20 protein-coding genes are annotated in these 23,934 nt (G+C 52.3%); 15 read left to right on the top strand and 5 right to left on the bottom strand.

The features are described from left to right. Positions 1-39: 39 nt before the first annotated feature. Positions 40-897 carry a phosphatase PAP2 family protein gene (locus tag PBA01S_RS10505; protein WP_036700852.1) on the bottom strand — a complete coding sequence of 286 codons (858 nt, stop codon included), beginning with the start codon at positions 895-897 and terminating at the stop codon, positions 40-42. Between the two features lie 83 nt (positions 898-980). Next, a complete protein-coding gene (locus tag PBA01S_RS10500) occupies positions 981-1,373 on the bottom strand; it encodes a TIGR04086 family membrane protein (RefSeq protein WP_016311153.1) in 393 nt (130 codons plus the stop codon). Positions 1,374-1,633: 260 nt separating this feature from the next. On the opposite strand from PBA01S_RS10500, the gene PBA01S_RS10495 reads away from it, so the two are divergent. Then, entirely contained in the window at positions 1,634-2,305 is a 672-nt protein-coding gene (locus tag PBA01S_RS10495) for a DUF421 domain-containing protein (RefSeq protein WP_051417081.1), read from the top strand. Positions 2,306-2,311: 6 nt separating this feature from the next. On the opposite strand, the gene PBA01S_RS10490 is transcribed toward PBA01S_RS10495, so the two are convergent. Further along, positions 2,312-3,928: a putative polysaccharide biosynthesis protein gene (locus tag PBA01S_RS10490; RefSeq protein WP_028539725.1), complete on the bottom strand. Its 1,617-nt coding sequence runs from the start codon at positions 3,926-3,928 to the stop codon at positions 2,312-2,314. Between the two features lie 243 nt (positions 3,929-4,171). Here PBA01S_RS10490 and PBA01S_RS10485 point away from each other — a divergent pair, with 243 nt between their 5' ends. From PBA01S_RS10485 to PBA01S_RS10460, 6 genes are all read left to right on the top strand, one after another. After that, a complete protein-coding gene (locus PBA01S_RS10485; protein WP_016311156.1) occupies positions 4,172-4,429 on the top strand; it encodes a post-transcriptional regulator in 258 nt (85 codons plus the stop codon). Positions 4,430-4,548: 119 nt separating this feature from the next. Beyond that, complete coding sequence (gene secD / locus PBA01S_RS10480; protein ID WP_028539724.1) at positions 4,549-5,802, top strand: protein translocase subunit SecD; 1,254 nt, start codon at positions 4,549-4,551, stop codon at positions 5,800-5,802. Next, complete coding sequence (gene secF / locus PBA01S_RS10475) at positions 5,792-6,688, top strand: protein translocase subunit SecF (RefSeq protein WP_036700848.1); 897 nt, start codon at positions 5,792-5,794, stop codon at positions 6,686-6,688. The genes secD and secF overlap by 11 nt, the downstream gene beginning before the upstream one ends. 113 nt (positions 6,689-6,801) lie before the next feature. Continuing rightward, complete coding sequence (locus PBA01S_RS10470; RefSeq protein WP_028539722.1) at positions 6,802-7,752, top strand: cation diffusion facilitator family transporter; 951 nt, start codon at positions 6,802-6,804, stop codon at positions 7,750-7,752. Between the two features lie 38 nt (positions 7,753-7,790). Beyond that, positions 7,791-10,196, top strand: a complete 2,406-nt coding sequence (gene recJ / locus PBA01S_RS10465; protein WP_085278112.1) for a single-stranded-DNA-specific exonuclease RecJ — start codon at positions 7,791-7,793, stop codon at positions 10,194-10,196. A gap of 59 nt (positions 10,197-10,255) precedes the next feature. Continuing rightward, positions 10,256-10,771 (top strand): adenine phosphoribosyltransferase, encoded by a 516-nt coding sequence (locus PBA01S_RS10460; RefSeq protein ID WP_028539720.1) that lies wholly within the window; start codon positions 10,256-10,258, stop codon positions 10,769-10,771. A gap of 77 nt (positions 10,772-10,848) precedes the next feature. Here the strand turns inward: PBA01S_RS10460 and uraA are convergent, their stop codons facing one another. Beyond that, positions 10,849-12,135 (bottom strand): uracil permease, encoded by a 1,287-nt coding sequence (gene uraA, locus PBA01S_RS10455; protein WP_028539719.1) that lies wholly within the window; start codon positions 12,133-12,135, stop codon positions 10,849-10,851. A gap of 316 nt (positions 12,136-12,451) precedes the next feature. Here uraA and PBA01S_RS10450 point away from each other — a divergent pair, with 316 nt between their 5' ends. The 8 genes from PBA01S_RS10450 (at position 12,452) to PBA01S_RS10420 (ending at position 22,779) form a co-directional block, all read left to right on the top strand. After that, the gene (locus tag PBA01S_RS10450; RefSeq protein WP_127575938.1) at positions 12,452-14,629 is read left to right on the top strand and encodes a RelA/SpoT family protein; all 2,178 of its coding nucleotides are present in this window, start codon (positions 12,452-12,454) and stop codon (positions 14,627-14,629) included. Positions 14,630-14,653: 24 nt separating this feature from the next. After that, entirely contained in the window at positions 14,654-15,106 is a 453-nt protein-coding gene (dtd, locus tag PBA01S_RS10445; protein WP_085170346.1) for a D-aminoacyl-tRNA deacylase, read from the top strand. A 189-nt stretch (positions 15,107-15,295) separates the two neighbouring features. After that, on the top strand, positions 15,296-15,463 hold the full coding sequence (locus PBA01S_RS22770) for a hypothetical protein (RefSeq protein WP_164744143.1): 168 nt from the start codon (positions 15,296-15,298) through the stop codon (positions 15,461-15,463). A 26-nt stretch (positions 15,464-15,489) separates the two neighbouring features. After that, the gene (locus PBA01S_RS10440; RefSeq protein ID WP_028539717.1) at positions 15,490-15,957 is read left to right on the top strand and encodes a hypothetical protein; all 468 of its coding nucleotides are present in this window, start codon (positions 15,490-15,492) and stop codon (positions 15,955-15,957) included. 652 nt (positions 15,958-16,609) lie between these two features. After that, positions 16,610-17,854, top strand: coding sequence for a histidine--tRNA ligase (gene hisS / locus PBA01S_RS10435; protein ID WP_028539716.1), 1,245 nt, complete (start codon positions 16,610-16,612; stop codon positions 17,852-17,854). 44 nt (positions 17,855-17,898) lie between these two features. Continuing rightward, the gene (gene aspS / locus PBA01S_RS10430; protein ID WP_016311169.1) at positions 17,899-19,677 is read left to right on the top strand and encodes an aspartate--tRNA ligase; all 1,779 of its coding nucleotides are present in this window, start codon (positions 17,899-17,901) and stop codon (positions 19,675-19,677) included. A gap of 37 nt (positions 19,678-19,714) precedes the next feature. Then, the gene (locus PBA01S_RS10425) at positions 19,715-20,467 is read left to right on the top strand and encodes a tRNA threonylcarbamoyladenosine dehydratase (RefSeq protein WP_016311170.1); all 753 of its coding nucleotides are present in this window, start codon (positions 19,715-19,717) and stop codon (positions 20,465-20,467) included. Positions 20,468-20,616: 149 nt separating this feature from the next. Next, positions 20,617-22,779 (top strand): HelD family protein, encoded by a 2,163-nt coding sequence (locus tag PBA01S_RS10420; RefSeq protein WP_127575937.1) that lies wholly within the window; start codon positions 20,617-20,619, stop codon positions 22,777-22,779. Positions 22,780-23,499: 720 nt separating this feature from the next. On the opposite strand, the gene PBA01S_RS10415 is transcribed toward PBA01S_RS10420, so the two are convergent. Continuing rightward, positions 23,500-23,934 (bottom strand): HNH endonuclease (locus PBA01S_RS10415; RefSeq protein WP_255315336.1); only part of this gene is annotated, 435 nt, incomplete at its 5' end.

The raw sequence follows: 23,934 nt of genomic DNA, 5'->3' as shown, positions 1-23,934 counted from the left end.
GCAGGCTCTTTTTTTTATGGTCGCTAACCGCGGTCAGTTTTACTTGGAATGTACGTCGATAGACGTTTTAGTGATGGACTGATGCGGCTTAAGGTTGCCAAATCGCGTGGAATTCGCTAAACGGTTGCCCCAAACAAGGCCGAGGGTGGAAGCCAAAACAGCCAGTACCAGCCCCCCAAGCATATCTGTGAACCAATGAATCCCCATATAAAAGATAGATAACACGATAATCAAGGAACAAAGAGAAGCAAACCAGCCCCAGCGCCGGTTTCCTGAACGAATCGCCAATATTGCCATCGAGACGGAGACCGAGGTGTGCAGGCTAGGAAAGCAGTTATCCAGACCGGACAAGGGGCGATACACCTGTTCGAAGTTGGGGAAAACCTCCAGCATATAAAAATCAGCTCCCGAGGGAGGATAAGACCATACTTCATTCACCGGGAACAGTAAATAAAACGGGATCGCTGCCAAATAATTGAGGATCACGGTACAACAAGTGGCATACAGAAACGGCAGACGATCATCGGAAGCATAGATCCCGAGCGATGCAAGAATTAATGCCTGCAGGATGACCAAATAAAAGAAAGCCAAGATGGCAGTTACAGTCGTTGAATGAAACAGACTTTGAAACGTTGAAACGAAATGTCCCTCCATACGATATACCCACGGCGTGAAATCGTGATGAAAGGGAAGATGATCTTCTAGGATCAGTTCAAACTTATTGATCAGCAATACGCCTACCGTGAGCAGCAGAAGCCAAAGCAAATGTTTGGATTTAATCAATTGTTCAAAAAAAGAAGTAACGGCATGCCACGGCGAGCGAAGCGTGTTTACCCAGACGATGATGATGACGGAAATCCCGGTTAGCCATGAAATGCCGGACATGGAATGATACATCGTGCAAGAACGACCTCCTCATGATGATGTCGATAGACTTAAGTCCAACTTACCATGAATGGAGGCCGTTCGTAAAACTATAGTTACTTGCGGCCAAGATTTACGCCAATCATGCCGCCGATAGCACCGATGACAAACCCAGGCAGGATATATGCCCATTCCCGGAGCCCTAGTGATGTATCCAGAGCCAAGAAGCTGATCAACAGCAAGATGAGCACATACAATGCTCCGGTTAATGCGCCTTGATACCATCCTTTCTGTTTGGCACGTTTGCCGGAGACAATCCCCGCGAACAAGACGGCAACGGCATGCACCAGATACGTGTACATCGACAGTTCCAACTCTTCAACCATTTCACCCTGTAACAATAAAGAGAGAATCAATGCGCCGATCATCATCCATAAAAATCCATACCACAACCCGGCAACGGTGGGCTGGGACATACGCATCCCGAAAATTCGGCGGATCAAATGCATTGTGGTCAGCCTCCTGTTTTTCATGTCTTCGACAGACGTTTTACCACATTTTATGGTCAAGCTAACTCGGATAGACCAACTTGGCCTAATTGAGTGAGGAAGATTCATGTAAACCTCCCGGATTTTAACCGGATCTCTTTCGCATGGAACGGGAGGTCGGCGGTCAGAATACCAATACCATGTTTTGTGCGAACTTGTAACCTGAAGGAGGGATTGGCGTGGTCGAGCATGTGGTAAACCATGTTTTCCGAACCGTCCTGATGTATTTTTTGGTATTCGGAGTCATGCGGATCATGGGAAAAAGAGAAATCGGCGAGCTGTCGATCTTCGATTTGGTCATCTCGATTATGATCGCAGAGATCGCCGTTTTTGCCTTGGAAGATATAGAGCGTCCGCTCTATGACGGAGTCATACCGATGTTGACCCTGCTATTGATTCAGATCGTTATCGCCATGCTGTCGCTTCGATTCCGGAAGTTAAGGCTGTGGTTTGACGGCGAACCTAGTGTCATCATTCAAAACGGGCAAATCAACCGAAAAGAAATGAAACGTCAGCGTTACAACTTAGATGACTTAATGATGCAGCTGCGTTCGCAGCAAATCGACAGCGTAGCCGATGTCGAGTTTGCCGTGCTGGAAACGAGCGGGCAGCTGAGTGTGATTCCTAAAGAAAAATCTGGAGGAGGGGGAGGGCAACCTTCCAAGAAGAAGGATGCTGACCTCTCTGCCAAAATCAAGTATGAAGCTCTTCCGCTGCCGCTCATTATGGATGGCAAGGTGAACGACGAGAACTTGCGTAAAATCGGGAAGACCCGCTTTTGGTTGAAAAATCAGATCCAAATGAAGGGTTTAATGGATTTCAAGCAGGTGTTCTTTTGCAGTATCGATCATAATGGAAAGCTGTATATCAATGCGATGGACGAAAAACAATGACCTCCGTTACTTCCGGAACCATTTACCTAGGATAGGGAGCCGTTTCAGGTCATGGAGATCAAACAATCCCATGATGGCAGCAAGAGCTAGATACAGCAATCCGGATAGAGAGGCCGCCATCAAGAACTGCCAGCCCATTTGCGAGCTTAGGATGAGGTTTTTATATAAATAGTCTGCGGCGGCGGCCATAATGATCATTGCTGCTCCAACCTTGAGGATATCCAGGTAAGGCATGCGATACCGCAGTGATTTTGATACACCAACCGCATGCATAACCGTCACGATAATAAAGTTGATAATAATGGCGATGATGGCCCCGTAGATTCCTAGTGTTGGGTTCGAAGCGAGATAGAAGATTAAGGTGATTTTGATGATGGCCCCAACCAGCGTGTTGATCAGTGCGCGCCCCGGCTTATCCAGCGCTTGCAGCGTGGCCTGCAGCGGCGTTTGGATATACAGCAGGAGGGCGAAGGGGGCCATGATTTTGAGCATACCTCCGATCGTGGCATCGTTGTACACCAGGCGGCAGATCGGGTCTGCCAACACGAACATAATCGCGGCGAACGGAGCGCCGGTGACCAGCGCCAGCCGTAAGGATTGATGGAGCCGCAGGTGGATCGTCCTCATGTCACCGCGGGCTTGCGCTTCAGCCAGCGAAGGGACAAGCGAGACGGCGAGTGATGAAGTTAACGCTCCTGGCAACAGTAACAGCGGGATGATCATACCTTGCAATGCTCCATATTGGGAGGTTGCGACGCCAACGGCTACGCCGGCGATAGCCAGGCTGCGTGCTGTCGTAATCGACTCCAGCAAGTAGGAGAGCGAACCGACCAGGCGGCTGCCGGTCACCGGAATGGCGATGCGCAGAACTCGGCGCAAGGTGGCGCGGAACGGATAGGCGGAGAAATCAGAGGTGTCCTTGTTCGGGCTCACAGCACTGTCAGGGCTTCCTGCGAGATCACCGGGAGGTGAGCCTCCCTGCCGCTCCCGTCGCTTCAACCGATGATACTGCCAGAGGAGAACCCCCATTCCAACGACCTCGCCGGCAACAACGCCAAGCATGGCTCCTGCAGCCGCATAGGCGATGCCCAGCGGGAGCATGAGATAGGAGAACCAGAGGACGCCGATGATCCGGGCGACCGTTTCCATGATGGACGACACCGCCGAGGGAATCATATCCTGCTTCCCTTGGAAATATCCGCGGAAGACCGAAGAGACCGCGACGATGATGATCATCGGGCTCATCGCGATAAAGGTGTGGTAGACACGGGCGTCGGTCAGAATATAGCGGGTCACCCATGGCGCACCAAACAAGCAGAGGAACGTAAACAGAAAGCCGGCTGCCGTCGTAAATACCAAGCTTGTCCGCAAAATCGACACCGAACGTCCCGGTTGACCCGAGGATTCGGCTTCAGCCACCAGCTTGGCTACAGCAAGCGGTATGCCGCCGGTAATAATTGTTACGATCACGAGAAAAAAAGGATAACCGAGCTGATACAGCCCTACGCCTTCGGCCCCGATCACACGGGGCAACATGATGCGCGGAATGAAGCCCAGGAGGCGGTTTACGATCCCAGCCACAAGCAGGATCATCGTACCTTGGATAAAGGTTTGCTTATTCAATCGAAACTCCACTCCCCCGGCAGCACTCTGGTAACTTCTACATACGCGAATTCGATAGAAATCTGCTGCCTTATAAACTCGTAAGCGAGGCGTACAACCTCTCACTTCATGGATATGACAGACCTGTCCCGGTTCATGACTTGTCTTTTTCGCAAGATTCGAAAACCGAACAACTCGAGCAAGCAGGATTCGAAGATTTAGGGTAGAATGTAATAAGACGGGTTTTCGAAGGAGGCTGGAAGTATGGCTGAAGAACAAATGACGGACCAACAATTAAATGAGGCAATCGAAAGCTTGTGCCGCAGCAAGGCCGAGGAGTTTCGGCTGATCGGGTACGAGCATGTGACCGGACCTGACATTTGGGAATGTATCAGCCATAAATACGAGAAGGGGGGAATCCCTCCCTTGTACCAACTGGTGAATGACATTCTTTCTCTGAAAGCAACCCAGTTTATGAACTATATGACGATGTCTGCCTTTCGGGGATCCCGTTTGGATTAAATGGGATCTTTTTTCGTGCCGATCGTTTATCGAATTGACAAATTTAGATAAATTGACTGGTTTTTCGGCCATCGCTATAATAGGAATATTGAGAATTTGAAAGGGGAAAGAAGTACGGGATGAAAAGAATTATCGCATTCATAACCGTCGTGGTTGTCTCGTTTGGCATCATGGCTTGGACAACCCCCGACCTATTAAAGAACGTACGTCTCGGCCTTGATCTGAAAGGCGGCTTTGAGATTCTATATGAAGCCAGTCCGCTGGAAGGCGGAGGTCAGGTCACGAAGGAATCCTTAATCCAAACGGCCAAGAGCCTGGAGGACCGGGCGAACAAGCTGGGGACCAGCGAGCCGGAAGTTACAACAGAAGGCACGAACCGGATCCGCTTGAAGGTGGCCGGCGTTACCGATGAAGAAACGGTGCGCAAGACAATGAAGGAGCCTGCTTCGCTGACGTTCCGCAGTAAGGACGGCACGGAAAAGAACGCAGACGAGTACAACAAGATCGAAATGATCGGAACCGATTTCGCGGAAAATGGTGCCAAGCTGGAGTTCACACAGATGAATGAACCCGTTGTCAGCATTAAAGTGAAGAACAAAGAAAAATTTGCTGAAGTCACCAAACGTTTGCTGGGACAACCCCTGGCAATTTACATGAACGATGAGCTGGTCTCCGATCCGATCGTTCAAGCCGTTTTGACTGACGGATCCGCTCAAATCAGCGTGGGCGGCGATTTGGAGAAGGCGAAAGAGCTGCGCGATAAGATTAACCTCGGCGCACTCCCGTTGAAGCTGACGGAGAAATATTCGCAAAGCGTTGGTGCAACGCTTGGTAAGCAATCGCTGAATCAGACGATTGAAGCTGGTTTGATTGGCTCTGTTTTCATTTTGCTGTTTATGGTTGGGATGTACCGGGTGCCCGGGCTGATTGCCTCTTTTACCCTGATTGTGCATACCTGGCTGCTCATTTTGGTGTTCGTATGGGCAGACTTTACGTTAACTCTTCCAGGGATTGCGGCGATTATTCTCGGGATTGGTATGGCGGTGGATGCCAACATTATTACCAATGAACGGATTCATGAGGAAATACGGGCCGGCAAAAGTATCATGTCTGCGGTCAAAGCAGGGGACAAGCATTCCCTTCGTACTGTGCTTGATTCGCAGATTACGACGATTATCGTTGCGGCCGTTATGTATGCGTATGGTACGGGGGCCGTTAAAGGCTTTGCCTTGGTGCTCATCGTGGAAATCGTACTGAGTATCGCCACGAATATCTATCTCGCCCGTTTCCTGCTAAACCTGCTGCTCAAAGCCGGCAAGCTGTTGAAACCGAAGTACTTCGGTGTGAAGGAGCGTGACATTCGTGAGCTTTAAGAAGAACCTAGATTATATACATCTGAGTAAATACTTCTACACCCTTTCAATCGTTTTGACGATTGCCGGCATCATTTGCTTGGCGTTCTTCGGTTTGAACTATAGCGTAGATTTCAAAGCCGGGTCGAATGTGGACATCTCTCTGTCCAAGCCGTTGACGGCTGATCAAGTTCGCCCGATCCTGAAAAATATGGGGATCGAAGAGGATGAAGCAAGCATCAGTCCAGGACAAGACCGGATGAATATCCGGTTCACGCAAGTATTAAGCGAAGAGAATGACGCGAAGCTGAAAGCGGAAATTTCCAAATTAGACGACAGGGCTTCGTTTGAAGTAAATACGGTGGATCCGGAAATGGCCAAGGAACTGGCCCGCAATGCGATTTATGCCGTGTTGATCTCCTGTATCGGGATTATTATTTACGTTAGCATCCGATTTGAATGGCGGTTTGCTGTTGCGGCGATCATCGCGTTGCTGCACGATGCTTTTATGGTCATTGCCGTCTTCTCGATCTTCCGGCTTGAGGTTGACTTGACCTTTATCGTCGCTGTACTTACGATTATCGGTTACTCAATTAATGATACGATCGTTATCTTTGACCGGGTTCGCGAAAATCTGCGATTTGCCAAAACGAAAACTCGTCAGGACCTGATCAATCTGGTGAACCTGAGCGTATCGCAGACGATCATGCGTTCCTTGTACACAGCGTTAACGGTGTTCGTAGCGGCCTTCTTCCTCTTCCTTCTGGGCGGAGAGTCAATCCGGATGTTCTCGCTTGCGATGGTCATCGGCCTGTTGTTCGGGGCGTATTCGTCCATCTTTATCGCAAGCCCGCTCTGGTTCCTGCTCAAGAGTAAGCAAAAGCATAAACCGGCTAAAGCTTCCTGAACGGCCGAAATGTCTGATTGAAGCACCCATTCACTTGTGAATTAAGCTAAAGCCGCGTCTTCTGACGCGGCTTTCGTAACTTGTCCGTTTTTACGTGCATCAGGAGGGGGATTATGACACGAGAACAAGCTGTAGTTCCAGCACCGGCTACATGGCCCGGGATCGCTGGGGATCTTGTCCTGGCCGTGTTTTTGGGGACGGTTGGGCTGCTGTATAGCAGCCTTGCCTTGCTGGCCGGGGCATTATATGCCGCCTACGATGTTGCAGTTGGCGTGGCCGCAAGATTGTCTGTTCCGGGCAAAAGGCGTATACGGCTGGCCGGTTCTTCCACAAACCTTGCGACGCCTGAGCCGTTGCCGGCGATTTTCTTCTCCGTTTTTTTGCTGATGGGCACCGTGCAACTGTGGATTGCGGCCATCACTGACATGGTTGAAGGCGACGCTACTCCACCGGAGACTTTTGTTTTGGCAGCTGTACTCCTATCGATGGCTTTGCGCGAAACTTTGTTTCAAGTTAAGCTTCGTCTGACTCGCAGGAGGTCTAATCAAGAGTTGCAGCAGATCGTTGAGAAACACCGTCATGCCTTGTTCTCATCTGTAGTTGTTCTCGCGGGTGTGTTTGGAGCGATGGCAGGGCAAGCCTGGGAGGTGCCTGTCCTAGCGTATCTTGATCCAGTTGCTGCAATTCTGGTCGCTTTGCATGTTATGCTTCAAGTCTATCGGCTAGTAAGACGCTCCATCTATGGACCAGTTCGTACGGAGGTACGCGAAGAGGATGCGTCGACCTTCATCGAGACGGTTCAGCGGGTGCACGGCGTAATTACAGTAGACGATTTGAAAGCGCAGGAGAATGGACATTATGTGACCGTGACCGCCAAGATTAGCGTAAATCCTAAGCTTACGGTGATGGAAGCCAACGATATCGCCAACCGGGCCAAAATGCTGCTGCTTAACCGTTTCTCCCATGTCACTGACGTTCGAATCCAAGTCGGGCCTTACGAGGCGGGGTATCCATATAAGAGCAATACCGATGCTGATAGTGATTTGCCGAACTTGCTGCAGTAAGCTGGCCCTGACCGACAGGAAGAAAGAAGGTGACGTTATTGCTTCATGCCAAATATCGCTGGACACAGCTTCCCTATGACGAAGAGGCGGCCAGTCGACTGGCCGGCCAGTTGAATATTTCCCCTTTGCTGGCGTCATTGCTGGTAAAGCGGGAGATGGAAAGCCCTGAGAAGGCAGAGCTCTTCTTAAGAGGAACCCTTGCGGATCAACACGATCCGATGCTGCTCAGCGGCATGAAAGATGCCGTTCCGCGTATTCGCCTAGCGGTGGAGAACGGGGAGCGGATTTTGATTTATGGGGATTATGATGCCGATGGGGTGTCGTCAACGACGCTAATGATCTACCTGATGAGGCATCTCGGTGCGACATATGACTTCTACATCCCGCATCGAACGAAAGAGGGATATGGACTACATATTCCAGTGCTGGAGCATTATCAGAAGAAGGGCTTCACGCTGATCGTAACGGTGGATACGGGGATCAGCGCCGTTGAACAGGTGGCCTATGCTAATTCGGTTGGGATGGACGTCATCGTCACTGACCATCATGAACCGCCGGCTGTTTTACCAGAAGCGTATGCTCTAATTAACCCCAAGCTGCCATACTGCACGTATCCGTTTAAAGGATTGGCCGGGGTTGGGGTGGCGTACAAGCTGGCCCAAGCACTCTTGGGGAAGGACACCCCTGTTGCATGGACCGAGCTGGCTGCGTTGGGGACGATTGCCGACCTGATGCCTCTGACCGGAGAGAACCGGATGATCGTCAAGTCTGGTCTGGCCTCGATGGAGCGCTCGGCATTTCCAGGCATGACGGCATTGCTTGGAACTTCCGGCTGGTCCAGCGGGGAGGTGACTTCAACGGCGGTGGCCTTCGGACTGGCACCGCGGATTAATGCCAGCGGCCGTATGAGCCACGCCAACCGTGCCGTTGCCTTGTTGACAGCGGAGGACATGGAAGAAGCCGAGGCGATCGCCGAGGAGCTGGATGTGCTAAACAAGGAGCGCCAAATGCTGGTGGAGGATATGGTGCAGGAGGCGCTGCAGCAGTTGGAAAGCCAGGAGCAGTCAGAAGGGCTGCCTGATGTCATCGTGGTGGCTGGCGAAGGCTGGAATGCAGGCGTTGTAGGGATCGTCGCCTCTAAATTGCTAGAACGGTATTATCGCCCGACGATCGTGCTTGGAATAAATCCGGAGACCGGCGAATGTAAAGGCTCTGCCCGCTCGATTCCCGGCTTTGATATTTATGAAGCATTAACCGATTGCGCCGACCTGCTGGACCACTTTGGCGGACACCCATCCGCTGCAGGGATGTCTCTCAGCCGAGAGCGGTTGGAGGAATTTGGCCGGAGGCTGAATGCATTTGCCGCTGGGCGGCTCACGCCGGAGCATTTCGTACCGGTGTTGGAGACCGATTTGAGTTGCTCCTTAAAAGACATTACACTGCAAGCAATCGAGCAACTTCAGCAATTGGCTCCATTTGGCATGGCCAACAGCTGTCCCAGGCTGCTGCTTCGCGGCCTGAAGCTGCTGGAATGCCGTCAGATGGGCAAAGAAGGCAAGCACTTGAAGCTGATACTTGGCCAAAACGGCAAAACCGTAGAAGCGGTCGCTTTTGGCAAAGGTGAATTGGCCCCGCTGCTGTCAGAGGAAGCGCGCATCGATATCGTTGCGGAAGCCAGTGTCAACGAGTGGAATGGTTCGCGTAAGCCGCAGCTGATGATCCAGGATTTGGCGGTGTCTCATCTGCAGGTGTTTGATTACCGCGGCTCCCGGAATCCTTCACAGCTGCTCGAAGAGCTTCGACGGAAGCTGGATAAGCTGCCCGCCTGCGGTTCAGGAGCGTCGGCAGTTGTCGTAAATGAAGGCTCCGCATTTTTCCATACCCTTGATTTGAAGGAGACCCCGATTTGGGTATATGATAAGAACGTTGGCGTGCGTGCTGGGAACGAGCTCGCGCAAACCGCCGGGCTTCACGCTGCGTCGACCTTGTTTGTCCTGGAGCTTCCGGATGCACCGGAGAGCTGGACCGGGATGGTATCCGCTTTTACCGGTTTGGAGCGCATCTATATGCTGCATTCGCCGCGTGCACCTCAAGAGCGGATCGAGCCGCCTTCACGTGATCATTTCAAGCTCGTGTATAGCTTGATCTATCGTGGGGCCAGCCAAGGGCTTCCAGAGGAAGAACTGGTAGCGGCGTTAGTGAAGCGTACCGGTTGGTCAAGGCGGATGGTTGAGATGGCGCTTGGGGTATTCGAGGAGCTAGGATTTATTATTCGGGCATCCGGGATGATTCGGATCCATCCGTCTCCTTCCAAGCAGGCCTTGGAAACGTCAAGCCGTTACCGGGAGCTGGGACTGCTGGCTGAAATCGAACAGATGCTGCAGTACGGCCGGGTGCCGGAAATTACTGAATGGATGCTAACCCATATTCAGGGAGCCTCATAAATGTTTTGATTTGAAACTTAAGAATGATTCGCACGCATTTGAACTAGGAGGAGATTGGTTTGGATTTTAAAGAGTACATCCGGGTGATTCCTGACTTCCCGCAACCGGGCATTAGCTTCAAGGATATTACGACGCTGCTGAATGACGGGAACATGTACCGCAAGGCGATCGACGAACTGAAGCAGCGGGTATCTCATCTGAAGATCGATTTGATTGCCGGCCCTGAAGCCCGCGGTTTCGTTGTAGGTGCGCCGCTGGCTTACGCGCTTGGCGTTGGATTCGTACCGATCCGCAAGAGCGGGAAGCTGCCTTACGAAACGATTGAGGTGGAATACGACCTGGAATACGGCAAAGACCGGTTGGCGATGCACAGCGATGCGGTAAAACCGGGGCAAAACGTGCTGATTGCCGACGACTTGCTGGCGACAGGAGGAACGATCTCGACTTCGGTGGATCTGGTTCGCCAATTAGGAGGTAACGTCGTGGGTACTGCGTTCCTGATTGAGTTAAGTGAATTGGAAGGCCGCAAGAAGCTGCCGGGAATTGAAGTCTATTCCCTCGTACAATACGAATAAGGATAGATCTCATACAAAAAGGGGCTGCTGCCATGGATCACATGGCAGCAGCCCCTAGTTTGTATAGAAGAGTGAGCTTAATGGGCCGCTTCTTCGTTATCGTTGCTCAATTTCAGCACTTGAATGAGCTTGAAGAACAGACTAAGCAGAATACCAACGATCGTTGCCAAGGCCATCCCCTTCAGCGCGACATTCCCCATGGTCAGTTGGGTGCCGCTCAGGCCGATGACCAGGACAACCGTAGTCAGCAGCATATTGGTAGGCTTGGAGAAGTCCACCTTCTGTTCGACGAAGATCCGCAAGCCCGAAGCAGCGATAACGCCAAACAGCAGCAGGGATACACCGCCCATTACCGGATCTGGAATATTCGCGACAATTGCCGAGAACTTCCCGGAGAAGGAGAGCAGAATGGCAAAGATCGCCGCACCTCCGATGACGTAGACGGAGAATACGCGGGTTAATGCCATGACACCGATGTTCTCCCCGTAAGTCGTGTTCGGCGTGGAACCTACAAAACCGGAAAGAATCGTGGAGATCCCGTTCCCCATCAGCGACCGGTGCAAGCCCGGGTCTTTGGACAAGTCCTTACCCACAATGTTGCTAGTTACCAGCAGGTGGCCGATATGCTCTACGATGACAACCAGCGCAACCGGCACGATCGAGATGATAACGGAGGTATCCCATTGCGGGGTCGTGACCGTCGGCAGGGTAAACCACTTCGCTTGTTCGATCGCTGCGGTGTTAACTACACCCATGCTTAAAGCAAGTACATAACCTACAACGATCCCGATCAGGATATGGATGATTTTTGGAAAACCGCGGAACAAGACGGCACCAAGCAACGTGACAATTAATGTTACGAGCGACAGGGTGATGGCCGTCCCATCTGGCGTCCAGCCCTCCGATCCATCAGAGATCCATCCAGCCATGCTGGCAGCGACCGGAATCAGTTCCAAACCGATCAGGGCAACGATCGCCCCCATCGCAGCCGGCGGGAATACGACGTCAATCCACTTCGTGCCGGCGTATTTGATCAGCAGCGCGACCAGAACGAAGATCCCACCGGTGACGATAAACGCGCCGAGGGCCATCGCATAACCGTTTCCCGTATGATTCTGGATAACCGCTGAAACTGGGGCGATAAAGGCAAAGCTGGAGCCCAGATAAGCAGGGATTTTTCCTTTACAGATCAGGATGTACAACAGGGTACCGATGCCGTTCATCAGCAGAATCATGCCGGGGTCAACACCAAACAGATTTGGCACCAGCACCGTGCTTCCGAACATGGCAAATAAGTGCTGCAGGCTTAACAGCACGCCCGGTCCGAACGGGACTTTCTCATTCACTTGAATTTCACGTTGCAACGCGTTCACTCCTCTATAGATACGTTCATAAGATAACTATCCCTAATAGGATAATGACATTGGCGACAATTTTCAACAGAAAAATACTTGACATTTGTCTTTCTCCCCCAAATATTCCCTTCATCGATTGGTCGGTATCCCCTCCTAAGGCAGGTTCATCCTGCTAAGGTGCTGTCCATGCAGCGTAGACAATACCTGGAGTTGACGTGAGGGAACGCAAGAGGCATAATTATAGGAAATCAAAATGAGGCGAATTATGCTCTTGTATGCGTTTTTTCAGTATATTTTCATATAGAAAGGAATCAACAGGATCTCAATGGGCATAGAGCAATTACTCGAAAAGGCGTCTGCCTATATAAAGGAACCGGATCTGAAGCGGATTCGGGAAGCGTACGAGTTTGCGGATCAAGCCCATCACGGACAGGTTCGCAAATCCGGAGAACCTTATATTCTACATCCTTTGGCCGTAGCGGATATCGTTGTGAGCATGCAAATGGATGCGCTATCGGTCATTGCGGCCCTGCTCCATGATGTGGTGGAAGACACAACAGTGTCCTTAAAGGAGATACAGGAGCATTTCGGCAGTGATTGTGCGTTGCTCGTTGACGGCTTAACCAAGCTGGAGCGGATCAAATTCCAATCCAAAGAAGAGCAGCAGAACGAGAACTACCGTAAAATGTTCATTGCGATGGCACAAGACATCCGCGTCATCGTCATCAAATTGGCGGACCGGCTGCACAATATGCGGACGTTGAGATATCAGTCCGAGGAGAGTCAGCGCCGGATTGCCTATGAAACGCTGGAAATCTTTTGTCCGATCGCCAATCGGCTTGGGATCTCCGCCATCAAATGGGAAATGGAGGATATTGCCCTGCGGTACTTGAACCCGCAGCAATATTACCGGATCGCGAATTTGATGCGCAAGAAACGGGCAGAGCGCGAGGAATATATCAAGAACGTCATCGCCCGCATCGCCGAGAAGCTGGACGAAATGGGCATCCAAGCAGATTTGTCGGGGCGACCCAAGCATATTTACAGCGTGTATAAGAAAATGACGATGAAGAACAAGCAGTTTAACGAAATTTACGATCTGCTGGCCATCCGTATCATCGTGGACAATATCAAGGATTGTTATGCGACCCTGGGCATTATCCATACGTTATGGAAGCCGATGCCAGGGCGGTTTAAGGACTATATCGCGATGCCGAAGGCGAATATGTACCAGTCGTTGCATACGACGGTCGTCGGGCCAAACGGGGAACCTACAGAGGTTCAAATCCGCACCTGGGAAATGCATCGCACGGCAGAATACGGGATCGCCGCGCACTGGGCTTACAAAGAAGGTGCAGGAACAGGTGGTCTCGAGAACAAAATTACGTTCTTTAACGAAATCCTCGAGCTTCAACATGAAGCCAAGGATGCTTCTGAATTCGTAGAATCGCTGAAAATGGACTTCTTCTCGGACCTGGTGTTTGTGTTCACACCGTCCGGGGAAGTCATAGAGCTGCCGGCCGGCTCCGTGCCGTTGGACTTCGCGTACCGTATCCATACGGAAGTGGGGAATCGGACGATTGGGGCCAAGGTGAACGGACGGATCGTCCCGCTGGATCATCGGTTGAAAACCGGGGACATCGTGGAGATTTTAACGTCCAAGCACTCGTATGGACCAAGTCAGGATTGGCTCAAAATCGCGCAATCCTCCCATGCTCGCAGCAAGATCAAGCAATGGTTCAAGAAGGAAAAACGCGAAGAGAACGTGGAAAAAGGACGCGAAGCGATCGAACGCGAGCTGAAGCGGGCCGGGCTTGAGCCGTCCTTGTGGATGAGCGACGACAAGCTGTTGGAGGCGGCGAAGAAGTATGCCTTCAACGACATCGACGATATGTTGTCGGCGATTGGGTTCGGCGGGATCACGGCTTCCCAGGTCGTGACGAAGCTGACCGAAAAGCTGCGCAAAGAGCAAGAGGAAGCGGCCGGGAATATCGAATTGACCACAGAGGTCAAAGAAGTAAAAGCGCCGGAAGAACGTCGCCATCGTCCAACGAATGGCGTCGTTGTAAAGGGGATCGACAATCTGCTGGTGCGGTTTGCAAGATGCTGTAACCCGGTGCCCGGCGACGAGATCGTGGGTTACATTACCCGCGGCCGCGGCGTATCCGTGCATCGCAGCGACTGTCCGAATATCCCGAGCGGTGGTGAAGGCGAAGAGGCAGCGCGCGTGATCGACGTGGAATGGGAAGATTCGATCGAGGCGAATTACAGTGTCGATATCGAAATTACCGGTCACGATCGTCGTAACTTCTTAAATGAAGTGCTGCAGGCCGTGTCGGAAAGCAAAACGAATATTTCGGCCGTCTCCGGGCGGTCGGATAAGAACAAGATGGCTTTGGTGCACATGACGATTCTGATTCGGAATACCGATCATCTGCAATCCGTTGTGGAGAAGATCAAACGGGTGAAGGATGTATATACGGTCCACCGGATTATGCAGTAGCGATAGGAAAGGATTCAAACCAAGATGAGAGTGGTTGTGCAGCGTTGCCGAGAGGCGCGCGTGGTCGTAGCGGGAGAGACGGTCGGGGCGATTGGCCCTGGGCTCATGCTGTTGGTTGGCGTGACGCATGAGGATACCGAGCAGGATGCCGCCTATTTGGCGGAGAAGATCTCCGGCTTACGGATATTTGAAGATGAAGCAGGCAAGATGAACCTGGCGGTTACGGAGATCGGCGGGGCGATTTTGTCGGTCTCCCAGTTTACGTTGTATGGGGATTGCCGCAAGGGGAAACGGCCTAACTTCATGGCAGCAGCCCGGCCGGAAACGGCGGAACCGCTGTACGAGCGGTTTAACGAGCTGCTTCGGGCGAAAGGGTTGACGGTCGAAACCGGCGTGTTTGGTGCCGATATGGACGTACAATTGACGAATTGGGGGCCGGTGACCTTAATTGTGGACAGCCCTAGTAGCGAGGGGTAACTGCAAGGATTTGAGAGCGGGGCAAGACGTAGTAATTTTGCGTCTTGCCCCTTTTTTGCGTTAACGGAACGGGACGATATGGACAAATTTCCTCCATTTTCACGCAAGATTTCGGGTTCTATAGGATAAGCGGACCGATTTTGGTACAACCTTGTGATAAAGAGCTTGACGACCAAAGGAGGTGCTCACATGCACCAATCCGCGAAATCGAGAGACTGGCAATCCTCTCCGCTCATGACGGCGGGACACCGCAGCGAAGCCCGGATGACGGCCCGGCTGGCCGAACCGGAGCGATTTGAACCGATGATGCAGGAGACCCGGCCCTCTGCCGACTGGCTCCCTCGACCCGGAAGTTGATGCTGAGAATGAAGGAGGAATCGGTTATGGCCAGACATATTCAGGCCTATTTTAATACAGAAGATCAAGTAGAAGGTGCACGTATCACCCTGCGGGCTTACAACACGAATGCGGTTGAAGCAGGAAATGTGTCGAATGAATGGGGCGAAGACGATGAGTTTCAAGTTACGTTATTGCCTCTAAATAACGGGGTGATCAGCGCATCAGGTGCAAACAACCCGGGAGTTGTCCCTGTACCCGGTATGGTACGCGGCGTGCAGAGCGTGCTGCCCGTGGTAGCTTTGGGAGAAGACGGTACCGGCGATACGTTAGATGGTGAACGCAGCCAAGCGATGGGAGACGGAGAGCAACTGATCACATCGAAACCTCCCATCACAACGGGTGACGAGCCGCAGGGTTGGAAATATGTTCTTAGTGCAAAAGTGAAGGACAGCGATTATGAGACGGTCGTGCGGAAATTACGCGAGCATGGGGGCTATGTTGTAACGGAATAGCCGGGGATAAGGGGTCTTGTAATATAACTGTAATATTAGATACATGTTCCCTTAACATTGCTTGTTTATAATAACGGCATGACCCCCTTTTTAATATAATACCTTTTGGACCTGCACCCCGTTGGTGACAGGTTTTTTTCTTTGTGTAGACATTTTTCGCGTCTCGGGCTTGACTTTAGTGCGGTGGTTTCATACAATCTAAAAATAACAGTTGACGTCACGTCTATGGCGTGAATGAAAACGAATAGGTATTCGATGACGGGACAAAGTAGTTTAACCCCACACCCACAGAGAGGAATCCCCGACTTCGTTGCAGCAGACGGATCAATCGTATTCGTTAGGCGTGTGGTGAAGCAGGCTGGAAGGATTCTGATGATGATTAGACGAAAGACTTCCCCGAGAACCGGCGGCGAAATCAAAGGTGGCTAATGGCTTCCCTTCGAGAGTAGACGTGCGGCGTAGGCGGGCGATAACCGCTTGAAGCGAATTGAGATGCTGGGAGGCTGAATAAGAGCAGCTTTGAAGCGTCGACATTCGGAATGTGGGTGGCACCACGGGTGATTGCGTAACGATCTCTCGTCCCTGTTTGAATCAAACAGGAACGGGAGATTTTTTATATTGGCTTACGAGTCTGAGATGGAGGATGAACAATATGGCTTTTCAGAAACCGACGGGCACGCAGGATATTTTGCCAGGAACCGTCGAGAAATGGCAGTTTATTGAGGAGAAGGCCAGAGACTTGTGCCGGCGTTTTAATTACCGGGAAATTCGGACCCCGATCTTTGAACAAACCTCGCTGTTTGAACGGGGCGTTGGGGAGACGACGGATATCGTCGAGAAGGAAATGTATACGTTCCTGGATAAAGGGGATCGCAGCATGACGCTGCGTCCAGAAGGGACGGCTGGGGTTGTTCGTTCCTATGTGGAGAACAAGATGTACGGCGAACCGGACGTCAGCAAGCTGTATTACATCGGGCCGATGTTTCGCTATGAGCGCCCGCAAGCAGGACGTCAACGCCAGTTCCATCAGTTTGGGGTGGAGGCGTTTGGAGCAATCGATCCGGCGATCGATGCCGAGGTTGTGGCACTGGGATATCAGTTTTGCCGGGAGCTGGGTCTTCAAGGGGTGAAGGTGGAGATTAACTCCGTTGGCAATCCGTCCAGCCGCGCGGCTTACCGCGAGAAGCTGCTGGCGTTCCTGCTGCCGATGAAGGACAGCTTGTGCAAAGACTGCCAAGCTCGGATTGAACGTAATCCGCTGCGTGTGTTGGACTGTAAGACGGACCAGGACAAATTTGATGGGGCTCCGTCAATTCTGGATAGTTTGGATGAGGAATGCACTACGCATTTTGCGAAGGTTCAGGAACTGCTGAGCGCGATGGAGATTGATTATGAAATCAATCCTCGCCTTGTTCGCGGCTTGGACTACTATACGCACACCGCTTTTGAGTATAAAGCCCAAGGCATCGGCGCCATCGACACGATTGGCGGCGGCGGCCGGTATAACGGGCTGGTGGCGGAAGTGGGCGGTCCTGACCAACCGGGCATCGGCTTCGGGATGGGGCTTGAACGGATTGCGCTGATTTTGGAAAAGCAAGAGATCGAGCTCGGCGCCGTCAAGCCGCTGGACGTGTATCTGATCGCCCTTGGCGAAGCAGCGGAGAAGGAGATTACGACTCAGCTGTTTAAGCTGCGGCAAGCAGGATTCTCTGCGGAACGCGATTATCTGGGCCGGAAGATGAAGGCGCAGATGAAGTCCGCCGACCGGATGCAGGCACGCTACACGGCCATTCTCGGTGACGATGAACTGCAGCGCGGGGAAATTGCGCTAAAGTCGATGGACAGCGGTGAGCAGCGCACGGTGAAGTTAAGCGAATTGGTAAATGAGTTGCAATAACCTAAACAAATAAAAAACATAACGCGAAGAAAAGGGGAGTTACGATGAAACGAACGCATCATTGCGGTACGCTGAGCACCGCGAACATCGGAGAAACCGTTACATTAAACGGCTGGGTACAGACCCGCCGTGACTTGGGGGGCGTGCTGTTCATCGATCTGCGCGACCGCAGCGGTATTGTGCAAATCGTGTTTAACCCGGCTTATTCCGGTGAAGCGCTGAAAATTGCCGACCGCGTGCGCAGCGAATACGTGCTGGCCGTTACCGGGAAAGTGGTAGCCCGTGATCCTGAAACGGTCAATCCGAATTTGCCAACCGGCGATATCGAAGTACAAATTACTGAAATCGATGTGTTGAACGCAGCGAAGACGCCGCCGTTCTTCATTGAAGACGGCATCGAAGTGGATGAATCGCTGCGCTTGAAATATCGTTATCTCGACCTACGCCGTCCGGAAATGCAGCAAACGTTGTGGTTGCGCTCTAAAGCGGCGAAGGTATTCCGCGATTTCCTTGACGGTGAAGGTTTTATCGAGGTAGAAACCCCGATCTTGACCAAGAGCTCGCCGGAAGGGGCACGCGATTATCTTGTGCCAAGCCGCGTGCATCCAGGTGAATTTTTCGCCCTGCCGCAATCGCCTCAGCTGTACAAGCAGCTGCTCATGGTCAGCGGTATCGAGCGTTACTATCAAATCGCCCGCTGCTTCCGCGATGAGGATTTGCGCGCTGACCGTCAACCGGAGTTTACCCAGGTCGACATCGAGACTTCGTTCCTCTCGCGCGACGAGCTGCTCGAGATGATGGAGAAGCTGATCGTACGCCTGTTCAAAGAAACGAAAGGCATTGACATTCCAACGCCATTCCAACGCATTAGCTATGCTGACGCGATGGATAAGTACGGTTCGGACAAACCGGACCTCCGTTTCGGTTTAGAACTGGTGAACGTCAGCGATCTTGTGGCCAATAGCGGCGTTAAAGTATTTTCTTCTGTCATTGAAAAGGGCGGGGAAGTCAAAGTACTGAACGCTAAAGGCTGCGGGACTTGGAGTCGTAAGGACATCGACGATCTTGGACCGTATGCAGCCCGTTACGGAGCCAAAGGTCTGGCCTGGATTCAAGTGAAGGAAGGCGAGTTCCGCGGTCCGATTGTGAAGTTCTTTACGGAACAAGAGATCGAAGCGATCAAGGAACGCACCGGTGCCGAAGAAGGCGACCTGCTCCTGTTCTCCGCCGATAACAAAAAGGTTGTTGCCGACGTCCTCGGCGCATTGCGTCTGAAAATCGGCCGCGATCTTGGTCTGATTGACGACAGCGTGTATAAATTTGCATGGGTTGTAGACTTCCCGCTGCTTGGCTGGGATGAAGAGCAAAAACGCTACGTCGCTGAGCACCATCCATTCACCCGTCCGCGCGACGAGGATCTGCCGCTGTTTGACACCGATCCGGGCAAAATCCTCGCGCAAGCGTACGATCTCGTGCTGAACGGTTATGAAGTGGGCGGCGGTTCGATGCGGATTTACAAACGCGACGTGCAAGAGAAGATGTTCAAAGCGATCGGCTTGTCGCCGGAAGAAGCTCAAGATAAATTCGGCTATTTGATGGATGCGTTCGAATACGGTACGCCGCCACACGGCGGGATCGCCTTCGGCTTCGATCGTCTGGTCATGCTGCTGGCTGGCCGTTCCAACCTGCGTGAGACCATTGCCTTCCCAAAAACAGCGAGCGCTACGGACTTACTGATGAACTCGCCTTCGGAAGTCGACGGATCGCAGCTGGATCAGCTGCACATCAAGCTGGCTCCCAAACTGGCAGAAGTAAAGAAATAATCGGTTAAGATGTCAACCTAACGGAGGTACACTGACCATGCTTCATCAATTTTCGCGGACAGAACTCGCCATCGGGGCAGAGGGTCTGGATATTCTCAAGAACAGCACGGTTGCCGTGCTTGGTGTCGGCGGCGTAGGCGCGATGGCCGTCGAAGGGCTGGCCAGAACCGGAATCGGCCGGATTATTATGATCGACAAGGATGTCGTCGATATCACCAACATTAACCGGCAAATTCATGCGCTGACGACGACGATCGGCCAGAAGAAGGCCGATCTCATGCGCGACCGGATCAAGCTGATTAACCCGGAGTGCGATGCGATCGCGCTGAATATGTTCTACACGGAAGAGACTTACGAAGAACTATTCAAGTACGATATTGATTATGTACTTGACGCTTCGGATACCATTACGTACAAAATTCACCTGATCAAGCAATGCTTGCAGCGGGGCATCCCGATCTTGTCAAGCATGGGGGCGGCCAACAAAATGGACCCGACGAAATTCCAGGTCACGGATATTTCGAAAACCCATATGGACCCCATGGCTCGCGTCATTCGCACGAAGCTGCGGGAAGACGGGATCAAGAAGGGCGTTAAGGTCGTTTTCTCGACTGAACCGCCTGTCCGCCCGCGCAAGGACGTTACGGAGAAAATTGCGCCTGCTGGCGCTAAAATCCGTAAGGCCAAGCAGCCGCCGGCCAGCAACTCGTTTGTGCCGCCGGTGGTCGGCCTAATTATGGTCAGCGCAGCAGTGCGTGAACTGCTAGAGCGCGGCGGCGTTAGTGTGTAAATCCGGAGCTAAGACGCTGGATGAGACTTGATAAACAAGTCTCCCAGCGTCTTATTTTTTTGAGAAAGTTCGCCTTTTCGCCTGAGGTAGTGGTATAATAGAACTCCTTTTGAGTCTGGAGTACACAATAACCTTAGGAGGTAACTGAAATGAATGATTTTCAAAGTGCCTATCAAGAAGAGAAGGCGCGGCTGGACCGCACCTTGGAAGAGATCGATCGGCAGCTGCAACGGTTGCGTTCGATTCCGGTGTACACCGGACATGATTTTACCGAACAGCTTCTCGAGGAGAATCGGGAAACCCAGCGGAAACAGCTGGAGCAATCGATTCGAGAGCCGTATTTTGGACGACTTGATTTTGAGGAGCGCAGAGGAAGAAGAAAGCCGCTATACATCGGCAAGGTCGGTGTAGGCGACCCGGATGGTAAAGATCCGATTGTCATCGATTGGCGCGCGCCGGTCGCTAGTTTGTTCTACTCATTTACCGGCGGGGACGATGCTTCGTATGAAGCGCCTGAGGGCTTGATTGAAGGCTTGGTGTACTTGAAGCGCAACATTGTGATCCGCAAGGGGATTCTCGACCGGGTGGTGGACACATATAACCGCGACAGCGACGGTCCGGCCGTATCCGATGAGTTCCTGGTGTACCGGCTTGGAGAGAACAAGGACAACCGCCTGCGGGACATCGTCTCGACAATTCAGGCCGAACAGGACCGAATCATCCGGGCGGCGAAAAATACGGCGCTGATTATTCAAGGCGTAGCCGGCAGCGGGAAAACGACCGTGGCGCTGCATCGGCTGGCTTTTTTGCTGTATCAATATAAGGAACAGATTAAGGCGGAACGTTTAGTTATTTTTGCGCCTAACCTTATGTTTATCGATTATATATCCGAAGTGCTGCCTGAGCTTGGGGTGGGGGATATCCAACAAAGCACGTTCAGCGATTGGGCAGCGAAAGTGCTGGGATTGGACGAGGTCCCAAGCGATGGCTCGGAGGCGTTGTCCCGCTGGTTTGACGGCGGAGAGGCAGAGGCGGAAACGTGGCAGGATACAGAGCTGCCAGGACGCTTCAAGGGGTCGATGACGTTTAAAGAGATCATCGATGCGTCGGCAAGCACTCTTGAGTCAGCCTGCGTGCCTGAGGGCGATTTCGAACCGTGGGAAGGTGCACGGCTGCCGCGTAAGAAGATCTTGGCCTGGTTCGAAGGCGAATATCGCCACTACCCGGTGGCCCGACGCAAGGAGCGGGTACTGGCGCGGATCCATCGTTGGATCGAGATGGAGCTGAAGAAGGCGCCATCGGCTGCGGCCCTAAAGGAACGAAAGAAAAAAGCCCAGCTGCGGGAAAAAAGCTATGCAAAAAAATGGCCGGAGCTGACGCCGCTTAACCTCTACCGGGAGATGTTTGGCATACGAAAAAGCGGCAGCACGGAAGGCATGGCCGATGTCTCAGACCGGATACCGCCGAGTATCTGGAAGGAGACGCAGGCGCGCTTAAAGAAAAACATCGTCAAGGAAGAGGACTTGGCCGCCCTATTGTATTTATATACTTTAATTCACGAAATTGACGGCAATCTGACCTTCGACCATGTGGTGATTGACGAGGCGCAGGATTTTACGCCGTTTCAGGTGTATGTGCTGGACCGTTTTGTGAAGGGGCATTCCTTTACGATTCTCGGAGATTTGTCCCAAGGGATCCACTACTACAAAGGTGTGCGCAGTTGGGAAGAGATGCAAGTGCTGTTCCGACCGGAGGAAACCGCTTATTTCGCGTTAACGCGTAGTTACCGGTCCACGATGGAAATTATCCAATTCGCCAACGATATCCTAGAACGCGGCGTAGGTACGGAATTGCTGGCGGTTCCGGTATTCCGCAGCGGGGAGCCGGTGCGGCTGGTCGAAGCGGAGGGCGAGCGGCGGCTGCCATTGATTCGCAAGGCATTGGACAAGGTGCTGGGCGGATCGTTCCGCACGGCGGCGGTGTTAACCCGGACGATGCGGGAAGCAGAGGAGCTGCATGCTGCATTAAGCCAAGGTGAGTTGGAAGTTAACCTGATCACCGGGGAACTGACGCAATACAACGGGGGCATCTCAGTGCTGCCGGTGTACCTGTCGAAGGGCCTGGAGTTTGATGCGGTGATCGTGACGGACGTGGACAAGGCGCATTACAGTTCCAAAGATGCTAAACTGCTGTACGTCGGCTGTACCCGCGCCTTGCACGAACTGTGGCTGCTGCACGGCAAAGAACTGCCGGACTACGTCCCAGGCGATCGTTCAACAGACTATGCCGTCAGGACGAACCTAGAGGCATAAGAGGTACATGTCGAGATATAGTCAATGAGTATTGGGGAGGGGCACACCCTCCCTTTTTTTGTCCCCTTTTGCATCATTATCCCTCTCGCTCAGATGAATGGTGGTTGGATGGGAGAGAGTAAGTGGATTTAGATTGGGTGCAAGTGGATTTAAATTAGGTGCGGGAATGGTGGAGCCTCCATTTGGAGGTCTTTTTCGGCATTATCCCGTTTGTTCAGGTGGCGGGTGGTGTGGAAGAGTGGTCAAGCGGGTTGGAAGTGGGGGATGGGATTAGTGTGTCATGGACTGTCGTTTGCATCATTATCCCCCTCGCTCAGGTGAACGGTGGTTGGATGGGAGAGGGTTTGTGGATTGGATGAGGTATAGAGAAGGGGCAAGTAGGCAATGTGCCCAACAGGGGGCTTTACTCGGAAATCATCTCTGGTGGCGAAGCGCATAAAGTTACGTGGTCAGAAATGTGTTTGATTTTTCATATATAATTTGCCCAAAATCTATGCGAAAAACCGAAATGTACTCGGTTTTTCGCATAGATTTTGGGCAAAACCGTTCAGAAAGCGCGAATGGATATGAAATTTCATATCCATTTAGTTAAAATCGCTCAAGGTAGCCCAATTGTACTCGATTTTTCAGATAGAATCACAGCACGTGGTCACATCATTGTGGATTTCGGCTCTGTTTCGACTATTGACTATTGATGGTGGAAACGAGAACTTACTTTGATTACGCGTCGTCCTGCATGAACTCGTCCAGCCAGCGATCGGCTTTGCTTTGGTTGCACAGATTGCAGGCGCAGACGCAGTTTACTGGTGTTGTGTGACCGCCCTTGGCTCTGGGCAGCAAATGGTCGATTGTATCGCCGTACTCTCCACAGAAGAAGCAGGTGTAATGATCCCGCGTCAAAATATAATGGCGAAACGCCTTGTTCGTGTACAAACGGCGGATGGTGAACGGGTTCACGACGACGGCCATATGCTCACGCACGAGCGTGACCGCCAGGTCATAGTCGATCTCCTGCTGCCAGCGCCGACCTTTGTCGGTACGCCCGCGCAGGCGGATCATGCCGTTGCGGTTCGGTCTGAGGGTCCCGACGTCGGGACCCTCGGCTTTTGGCGGCGGCGCGGCAGCGCCCCCGTGCCGCCCCGCGGCGCCCGCCGG

The sequence above is a fragment of the Paenibacillus barengoltzii NBRC 101215 genome, from assembly GCF_004000745.1.
Taxonomy (GTDB): domain Bacteria; phylum Bacillota; class Bacilli; order Paenibacillales; family Paenibacillaceae; genus Fontibacillus; species Fontibacillus barengoltzii.
This window is presented reverse-complemented; position numbering and strand designations above follow the sequence as displayed.

Excerpts from the sequence above, each read along its gene's own strand:
- aspS (WP_016311169.1), top strand. The coding sequence starts at position 17,899 with ATGAAACGAACGCATCATTGCGGTACGCTGAGCACCGCGAACATCGGA.
- PBA01S_RS10420 (WP_127575937.1), top strand. The coding sequence starts at position 20,617 with ATGAATGATTTTCAAAGTGCCTATCAAGAAGAGAAGGCGCGGCTGGAC.
- PBA01S_RS10485 (WP_016311156.1), top strand. The coding sequence starts at position 4,172 with ATGGCTGAAGAACAAATGACGGACCAACAATTAAATGAGGCAATCGAA.
- PBA01S_RS10450 (WP_127575938.1), top strand. The coding sequence starts at position 12,452 with ATGGGCATAGAGCAATTACTCGAAAAGGCGTCTGCCTATATAAAGGAA.
- PBA01S_RS10495 (WP_051417081.1), top strand. The coding sequence starts at position 1,634 with ATGTATTTTTTGGTATTCGGAGTCATGCGGATCATGGGAAAAAGAGAA.
- hisS (WP_028539716.1), top strand. The coding sequence starts at position 16,610 with ATGGCTTTTCAGAAACCGACGGGCACGCAGGATATTTTGCCAGGAACC.
- dtd (WP_085170346.1), top strand. The coding sequence starts at position 14,654 with ATGAGAGTGGTTGTGCAGCGTTGCCGAGAGGCGCGCGTGGTCGTAGCG.
- PBA01S_RS10440 (WP_028539717.1), top strand. The coding sequence starts at position 15,490 with ATGGCCAGACATATTCAGGCCTATTTTAATACAGAAGATCAAGTAGAA.
- secD (WP_028539724.1), top strand. The coding sequence starts at position 4,549 with ATGAAAAGAATTATCGCATTCATAACCGTCGTGGTTGTCTCGTTTGGC.
- PBA01S_RS22770 (WP_164744143.1), top strand. The coding sequence starts at position 15,296 with ATGCACCAATCCGCGAAATCGAGAGACTGGCAATCCTCTCCGCTCATG.
- PBA01S_RS10470 (WP_028539722.1), top strand. The coding sequence starts at position 6,802 with ATGACACGAGAACAAGCTGTAGTTCCAGCACCGGCTACATGGCCCGGG.
- PBA01S_RS10505 (WP_036700852.1), bottom strand. The coding sequence starts at position 897 with ATGTATCATTCCATGTCCGGCATTTCATGGCTAACCGGGATTTCCGTC.
- PBA01S_RS10425 (WP_016311170.1), top strand. The coding sequence starts at position 19,715 with ATGCTTCATCAATTTTCGCGGACAGAACTCGCCATCGGGGCAGAGGGT.
- PBA01S_RS10500 (WP_016311153.1), bottom strand. The coding sequence starts at position 1,373 with ATGCATTTGATCCGCCGAATTTTCGGGATGCGTATGTCCCAGCCCACC.